We start from the raw sequence: 6901 nt of genomic DNA on the forward strand, positions 1-6901 counted from the left end.
CGCAGGAGCGGCTCGCCGCGGCCTGGGCCGCGGCGGTGCGCCGGCACGACCGGGGCGCGGCCGTGGCGAGCTTCGCGCACGAGGTCGTGGCCGTGGTGGGCGCCGAGGGCGGCGACCCCGACGAGGACGGTGGACCGGTCCACACGCTGGTCAAGGAGGCCGCCGCGCTGTTCGCCGAGCACTCCTCGGTCCGCCGGACGTTCTCGGCCGGGATCAGCCGCACGGTCGTGTCCCCGTCCCGGCTGCCCGAGGCGTACGAGCAGGCGCTGAAGTCGGTGCGGGTGGGACGGCAGCTGCACGGCGACGGCGCGCGGGCGCACTTCGACCAGCTCGGCGTGTACCGGCTGCTCAGCCTCGTGCCGGACCCGGAGGAGCTGCACGCGTTCGTCCGCGAGACGCTCGGCGACCTGGCCGCCGACGACGAGCCCGAGCTGGTGGACCTGCGCCGCACCCTCCAGGTGCTGCTGGAGACCAACCTCAACGTCGCCGAGACCGCGCGCCGGCTGCACTTCCACTACAACACGTTGCGTTACCGCATCGGGAAGCTGGAGCGGCTGCTCGGGCCGTTCACCGAGGACGCGCACCTGCGTCTGAACCTCACCCTGGCCCTGCACGTCCTGCGGATGCGGGGGATCTGACCGCCGTGCCGGGGTCCGGCCGTTGCGCCACCCCCGGTGGTGCGCGGCCGGGTCCGGGTGCGGCATTCTCGTTCACGTAGCGTAAACGAGGATTTCAGGAGTTCCGGATGGTGTTGGGCTGGAAGGTGCACGGCGACGGGAAGACGCCGCCGCCGGGGGAGGTCGTCCGCCCGGACGAGCGGCTGTCGTGGCCGCGCACCGCGGGGATCGGGGCCCAGCACGTGGTGGCGATGTTCGGCGCCACGTTCGTGTTCCCGGTGCTGATGGGGCTGGACCCCAACCTGGCGATCATGATGTCCGGCGTCGCCACCATCCTGTTCCTGCTGATCACCAGCGGCCGGGTGCCGTCCTACCTCGGGTCGAGCGCCTCGTTCGTCGGGGTCGCTGCGGCGATCCGCGCGTCCGGAGGCGACTCCGGGACGGTCACCGGCGCGATCCTGTGGGTCGGCGTGGCGCTGCTCGCGGTCGGGCTGGTCATCCACTTCCTCGGCGCGAACGTCCTGCACGCGGTGCTGCCGCCGGTCGTGACCGGCGCGGTGGTCGTGCTGATCGGCTTCAACCTCGCCCCGGTCGTCGCGAACGTCTACTGGCCGCAGGACCAGTGGGTCGCCATCGCGACGATGGCGTTCGCCGTGCTCAGCGCCGTGCTGCTGCGCGGCTTCTGGGCGCGGATCAACGTGCTGCTGGCGCTGGTCTTCGGCTTCGCGCTGTCGTGGGTGCTGGACAAGACGGCGGGCCAGGTCACCTCCGTCCAGGGCGGCCGCAACCTGCTGGACGCGTCGGGCCGCCCCTGCCCCACCGAGGGCCCCTACTGCATCGCGACCGCCTACCCGCACGACCGGGTGGACTTCTCGGCGGTCAAGTCGGCCGACTGGCTCGGCCTGCCGCACCTGCACGGACCGAACTTCAAGATGTCGGCGATCCTGCTGGCGCTGCCCGTCGTCATCGCGCTCATCGCCGAGAACACCGGGCACGTGAAGGCCGTCGCCGCCATGACCCGCGACGACCTGGACCCCTACCTCGGCCGCGCCCTCGCCGCCGACGGCTTCACCACCACCCTCGCGACGGCGGTCGGCGGCGCGCCGACGACCACCTACTCCGAGAACATCGGCGTCATGGCCGCGACCCGCATCTACTCGACGGCCGCCTACTGGGTGGCGGCGGTCGTGGCGATCGCGGTCGGGTTCGTCCCCAAGTTCGGCGCGCTGGTCGCGGCGATCCCGGGCGGCGTGCTCGGCGGCATCACGGTCGTCCTCTACGGCATGATCGGCCTGCTCGGCGCGAAGATCTGGGTGGAGAACCGGGTGGACTTCGGCGACCCGGTCAACCTCGTCCCGGTCGCGGCCGGACTGATCCTCGCGATCGGGAACGTCACGCTGCACATCACCGACAAGTTCCCGCTGCAGGGCATCGCGCTCGGCACGGTCGTCCTGCTGCTGGGGTACCACGTGCTGAACCTGGCGGTGCGCCGCCGCGACCCGTCCGACATGGGCCGGGGCCTCATCGCGCCGATGGAGACGGAGATCGGCGGAAAGGTCCGCCGCAACTCGCACTAGGAAGAGTGCTGGCGGGGTTGTCTCGGGGAGCGGGGGACCTCAACCCCGCCAGCGTTCGAACCCTAGTCCGCTCGTATCGGACGCCTCAGCGCAACCGGGATTCGTCCCGGTAACCCTCGGTACATCCGCCCCTGAGGCCTCGCGCGTGCGGTCGTTCGGGGTCAGGCGGGCGGGGTGTCGGGGGCCTCGCCGCCCAGGGAGCGGGGCAGGTAGTTCTGCACGGCGGCCGGACGGAAGCCCTGCTGGCGGATCCAGCCGAGCAGCGTGCGGAACTGGCCGGCCAGGCCCTTGCGGTAGTGCATCAGGACGATGTCGCCGGGCCGGAAGCCCTTGCCCATGCCGTCGCCGCGCGCGAACCCGTTGAAGCCGACGCCGGGGCCGCTCGTGCCGTTGTAGTACTCGGCGGTCCAGGTCAGGATCGACTTGATGCCGCACGCCTTGGCCGCCTGGCGGGTCGCGGTGTTGTACGAGCCGAACGGCGGGCGGAAGATCTGCGGCCGCCGTCCGTACTGGGCGGCGATGGTGTCGGACGACTGGCAGATCTGCCGCCGCTGGGCGTCCGGCGGAAGCGTCTTCATGTCGGGGTGGGTGACCGTGTGGTCCTCCATCTGCGACCCGGCGTTGCGCAGCGCCCAGAAGTACTGGGCGTGCCCCCGCACGTAGGTGGTGGTCAGGAAGGTGAGGATCGGCACCTTCTCCGTCCGGACGATGTTGACGAACTCCGGGTCGTACTCGTAGCCGTCGTCGATCGTCAGGAACACCACGCGGTCCTGCGTGTCGATCTTGCTGATCACCGGGGGCAGGCCGTCGGCGGACGGCTTCGGCGGGTTCCACGAGCCGGGCTTCGGGTGCTCCCACCGGTGGTCGGCGAGCGCGGCGGACAGCTCGGTGCGCAGCTCGTCGCCGCCGCCCCCGCCGCCGGACGGCAGCGCCGACAGCGCGGGCCAGGCGCCGAGCGCTACCCCCAGCGCCGCCGCCACCGCCGTGTACCCCTTCGGAACACCGCCACGCATCCCCGCGTCCCCCGTGCTGTGCTGTGCCGTGCCGTCCAACGAACCAGAACGGACAAATCTGATCACGTCAGGGTATCGGGCGAGACGGCGACGCTCCGGTGTTGCGCATCTGTGTCCGAACTCTCCGGGCGGACGCGCGCGGACGCGCGGGGACGCGCCCGGACGCGTGCGGACGCCGTGCGGTCAGGCGTCCCGCCGCCGGAACGCCACCAGCGCCGCGACCAGCAGGACGGCCGTGTACAGCGCGAACACCCCGAGCCCGGCCCAGGGCGACAGCGAGTCCGCGGACGGCCGGGTGTTCATGATCGCGCCGCCCGCGTTGGACGGCAGCAGCTTGCGGACCGTCCGGCCGAGGTCGCCGGGCAGGAACGAGCCGATGATCGGCAGCACGAACAGCAGGCCGAGGACGGTCGTGACCGCCCCCGCGGTGTGCCGCAGCAGCATCCCGAGTGCCAGCGCGAACAGCGCGATCAGGGTCAGGTAGAGGCCGCCGCCGATGACCGCGCGCAGCACGCCGTCGGCGCCGAGGCCCTCGTCCAGGCTCCGGCTCGCGAAGACGAGCTGCGACAGGAAATAGGCGGCGAACGACACGATCTCGCCGACCACGAGCACGACCACGCCGAGCACCAGCGCCTTCGCCGCGAACAGCCGGGTCCGGCGCGGCACCGCCGTGAGGGACGTCCGGATCATCCCGGTCGCGTACTCGCCGGTGACGACCAGCACGCCGAGCACGCCGAACGCCACCATGCCGAAGTTGATGCCCGCGAGGCCGTACGCGGTCGGGTCGAACCGGAACCGCTCGCGCGTGCTGAGCTGGTCGTAGGCGGAGACGAAGAACCAGGCCAGCAGGACGCTCAGCCCGACCGTCACCACGATCCCGGCGAGCAGCGTCCAGAACGTGGACCGCACCGTGCGGATCTTGATCCACTCGGCGGCGACGGCGTCGGTGAACCGGGCCGGACGGCGCGCCGCGCCCTCGCGTCCGGAATCCGGCCGGCCGGCGTCGGAGTCTGCGGGCGCTGGCACGGCGGTCATGAGTCCTCTCCGCGCCACATGCCGTCCGGCCCGGCGGGCGGCGGACCGGAGGAGGGCGGCGGGCCGGGCGCGGGTTGCCCCGGCCCGGACTGGGCTGCGCCCGGTTGGGCTGCGCCGGGTTGTGCTGAGCCGGGCCGTGCTGAGCCGGGTTGTGCTGAGGCGGGCCGGTCCGCGGGGGCCGGCGGGCCGCCCGCGTGGTACTCGACGGTGTCGCCGGTCAGGCGCATGAACGCCTCCTCCAGCGACGGCTGGACGGGCGAGAGCTCGTGCAGGCGGATGCCGTGGTCGGCGGCGAGGTCCCCGACGGACGCGGGGTCCGCGCCGAAGACGCGGAGCGAGCCGTCCGGGTCCACCTCGACCCGCCGGCCATGCTGGGCGAGCAGCGGCCCGAGCTCGCCGAGCCGCGGTGAGCGGACCTTCACGTGGCTGGTGGCGTTGGTGTCGATGAACTCCCGGACGGAGGTGTCGGCGAGGATCCGGCCGCGCCCGATGACCACCAGGTGCTCGGCGGTCAGCGCCATCTCCGACATGAGGTGGCTGGACACGAACACCGTGCGGCCCTCGGCGGCCAGGCGGCGCATGAGCGTCCGGATCCACAGGATGCCCTCGGGGTCCAGGCCGTTCACCGGCTCGTCGAACATCAGCACGGCCGGGTCGCCGAGCAGCGCGGCCGCGATGCCGAGCCGCTGCCCCATGCCCATGGAGAACCCCTTGGCGGGCTTGCCGGCGACCGACTGCAGGCCGACGAGCCCCAGCACCTCGTCCACGCGGCGGCGGGGGATGCCGTTGCTGCGGGCGAGGCAGAGCAGGTGGTTGCGGGCGCTGCGCCCGCCGTGCATGGCCTTGGCGTCCAGCAGCGCGCCGACCTCGCGCAGCGGCGCGCCGAGACCGGAGTAGCGGACGCCGGAGACCGTGACCGTCCCGCCGGTCGGGTGGTCGAGGCCGAGGATCATCCGCATCGTCGTGGACTTGCCGGCGCCGTTCGGGCCGAGGAAGCCGGTCACGTGGCCGGGACGGACGGTGAAGCTGACGTCGTCGACCGCCGTCCGGTCCCCGAACCGCTTCGTCAGCCCGCGCGCCTCGATCATGCTGGGCTGATACCGACGCGTTGCGCTGCGGAAACGGCGGCGGCGGGCACCCGGAGCAGGATTTCACTCCGGGATTGCCCGCCGTTGAAGCGCGTTTTCGGGGGGTTCGTCGCGGGGTTTCGTCCCCCCGCGTCCGATGTCTCGCCCCTGCTTCGCCTACGTCGCGCGGACCTACTTCACGTCGACCAGGTCGACGACGAAGATCAGCGTCTCGCCGGCCCCGATCTTGGGGGACGGGCTGTGGTTGCCGTAGGCCAGGTGCGCCGGGATGACCAGCTTGCGCCGGCCGCCGACCCGCATGCCCTGGATGCCCATGTCCCAGCCCTTGATGACGCGGCCCGCGCCGAGCGGGAAGTCGAGCGGCGCGCCCCGGTTCCAGGACGCGTCGAACTCCTCGCCGGTCGAGAAGGCCACGCCGACGTAGTGGGCGGAGACGGTCGAGCCCTTGGTGGCCTCCGCGCCGTCCCCGACCTTGATGTCGGTGATGTCGAGGTTCTGCGGGGGCTGGCCCTCGGGGAAGTCGATCTCGGGACGTTCAAGCGCCATCGGCTGGCTCACCCGTCTTCTCAAATTGGTCGGTTGCGGACCCGGTCAGCCTAGTCGCCCCGGCGGCCCGCTCAGTGCGCGCCTTGACGGCCCGCCTGGCACGCGCCTCGACCGGCCCGGGCCGTGTGCGCCCCGCGTGCGCCTGGGCCCCGGCCGTGCTCGCCCGGGTGCGCCCGGGTCAGGACGGCGTGCGGGCGGGACGGGTCGCGTGGAAGGCGGGGGCCGCGACGGCGGTGCCGTCCACGACGAGGTCGGCGCGCTCGCGGGTGCGGTCGGACGCGAAGTGCCGGGACTCGCGTTCGGCCCACTCGTCCCACGCGTCCGCGTAGGCGATGCCGTCGCGCTGCAGCGCCCGCGCCCGGCGCAGGCCGCGCGGCGCGTCCACCCAGATCCGGAACGCGGCGGGGGAGCCGCGCCAGGCCGCGCCGACGCCCTCCATGACGAGGGCTCCGGCGGGCGGCAGCTCCTCCGCGGGCCCGTAGACGTCGCGGTGCCAGTCGTAGCGGCGCAGGCGGCCGGGGCGTCCGGCGGCGAGCGGCGCCAGGACGTCCCGTTCGAACGGCGGCCACCAGGTCAGCGGGTCGGCGTCCCACGGCACCCGGAAGTCGTCCGACCGGACCAGCGGCACCCCGCCCAGCGCCGCCGCGAGCCGCGGCGCGAACGTGGACTTGCCGGACCCGCTCGGCCCGTCGACGGCGACCAGCCGCACCGGCCCCGCCGACGGGGGCAGCGCGAGCAGCAGCGCGGCGAGCGCCGGGTAGGTCGTGGGTGCGTCCGTCACGGACGGCATACTTCCAGCAGACGCCGGATGATCCCGCATCACGGGTGCGCCCTTTGCCGGGTGTTTCCCGTCCTTCCCGGCCCGACGCGAAAGGGACGCGCCCGATGGACCTGCTCGGCGGACCCCGCCCGGACGCCCCCGGACGTCCCGCGCTCACCGTGGCCGGACGCGCCCTGACCCGTCCGGCGCTGTACGCGTGGGCCGACGCCGTCGCCGCCGAGATCCGGGGCGCGCGAGCCGTCGC

General features: G+C 73.4%; 7 protein-coding genes. 2 read left to right on the forward strand and 5 right to left on the reverse strand.

What is annotated here, in order from left to right:
- Together AB0J52_RS21680 and AB0J52_RS21685 are read left to right on the forward strand one after the other, a co-directional pair.
- A partial coding sequence (locus AB0J52_RS21680) for a PucR family transcriptional regulator (RefSeq protein ID WP_500183571.1) occupies positions 1 to 638 on the forward strand: 638 nt, incomplete at its 5' end.
- 107 nt (positions 639 to 745) lie between these two features.
- Positions 746 to 2194, forward strand: coding sequence for a uracil-xanthine permease family protein (locus AB0J52_RS21685; RefSeq protein WP_500183573.1), 1449 nt, complete (start codon positions 746 to 748; stop codon positions 2192 to 2194).
- 161 nt (positions 2195 to 2355) lie between these two features.
- Here AB0J52_RS21685 and AB0J52_RS21690 read toward each other — a convergent pair whose 3' ends face one another.
- The 5 genes from AB0J52_RS21690 to AB0J52_RS21710 form a co-directional block, all read right to left on the reverse strand.
- Positions 2356 to 3207 (reverse strand): polysaccharide deacetylase family protein, encoded by an 852-nt coding sequence (locus AB0J52_RS21690; RefSeq protein ID WP_500183575.1) that lies wholly within the window; start codon positions 3205 to 3207, stop codon positions 2356 to 2358.
- Positions 3208 to 3390: 183 nt separating this feature from the next.
- Positions 3391 to 4242, reverse strand: a complete 852-nt coding sequence (locus AB0J52_RS21695) for a DUF2705 family protein (protein ID WP_500183577.1) — start codon at positions 4240 to 4242, stop codon at positions 3391 to 3393.
- A complete protein-coding gene (locus tag AB0J52_RS21700; protein ID WP_500183578.1) occupies positions 4239 to 5330 on the reverse strand; it encodes an ABC transporter ATP-binding protein in 1092 nt (363 codons plus the stop codon). Before AB0J52_RS21700 ends, AB0J52_RS21695 begins: the two co-directional genes overlap by 4 nt.
- A 171-nt stretch (positions 5331 to 5501) precedes the next feature.
- Complete coding sequence (locus AB0J52_RS21705) at positions 5502 to 5876, reverse strand: FKBP-type peptidyl-prolyl cis-trans isomerase (protein ID WP_500183580.1); 375 nt, start codon at positions 5874 to 5876, stop codon at positions 5502 to 5504.
- 178 nt (positions 5877 to 6054) lie between these two features.
- Positions 6055 to 6666, reverse strand: a complete 612-nt coding sequence (locus tag AB0J52_RS21710) for a uridine kinase family protein (RefSeq protein WP_500183582.1) — start codon at positions 6664 to 6666, stop codon at positions 6055 to 6057.
- Between the last annotated feature and the right edge of the window lie 235 nt (positions 6667 to 6901).

The organism is Spirillospora sp. NPDC049652 (genome assembly GCF_040675125.1).
Taxonomy (GTDB): Bacteria; Actinomycetota; Actinomycetes; order Streptosporangiales; family Streptosporangiaceae; genus Spirillospora.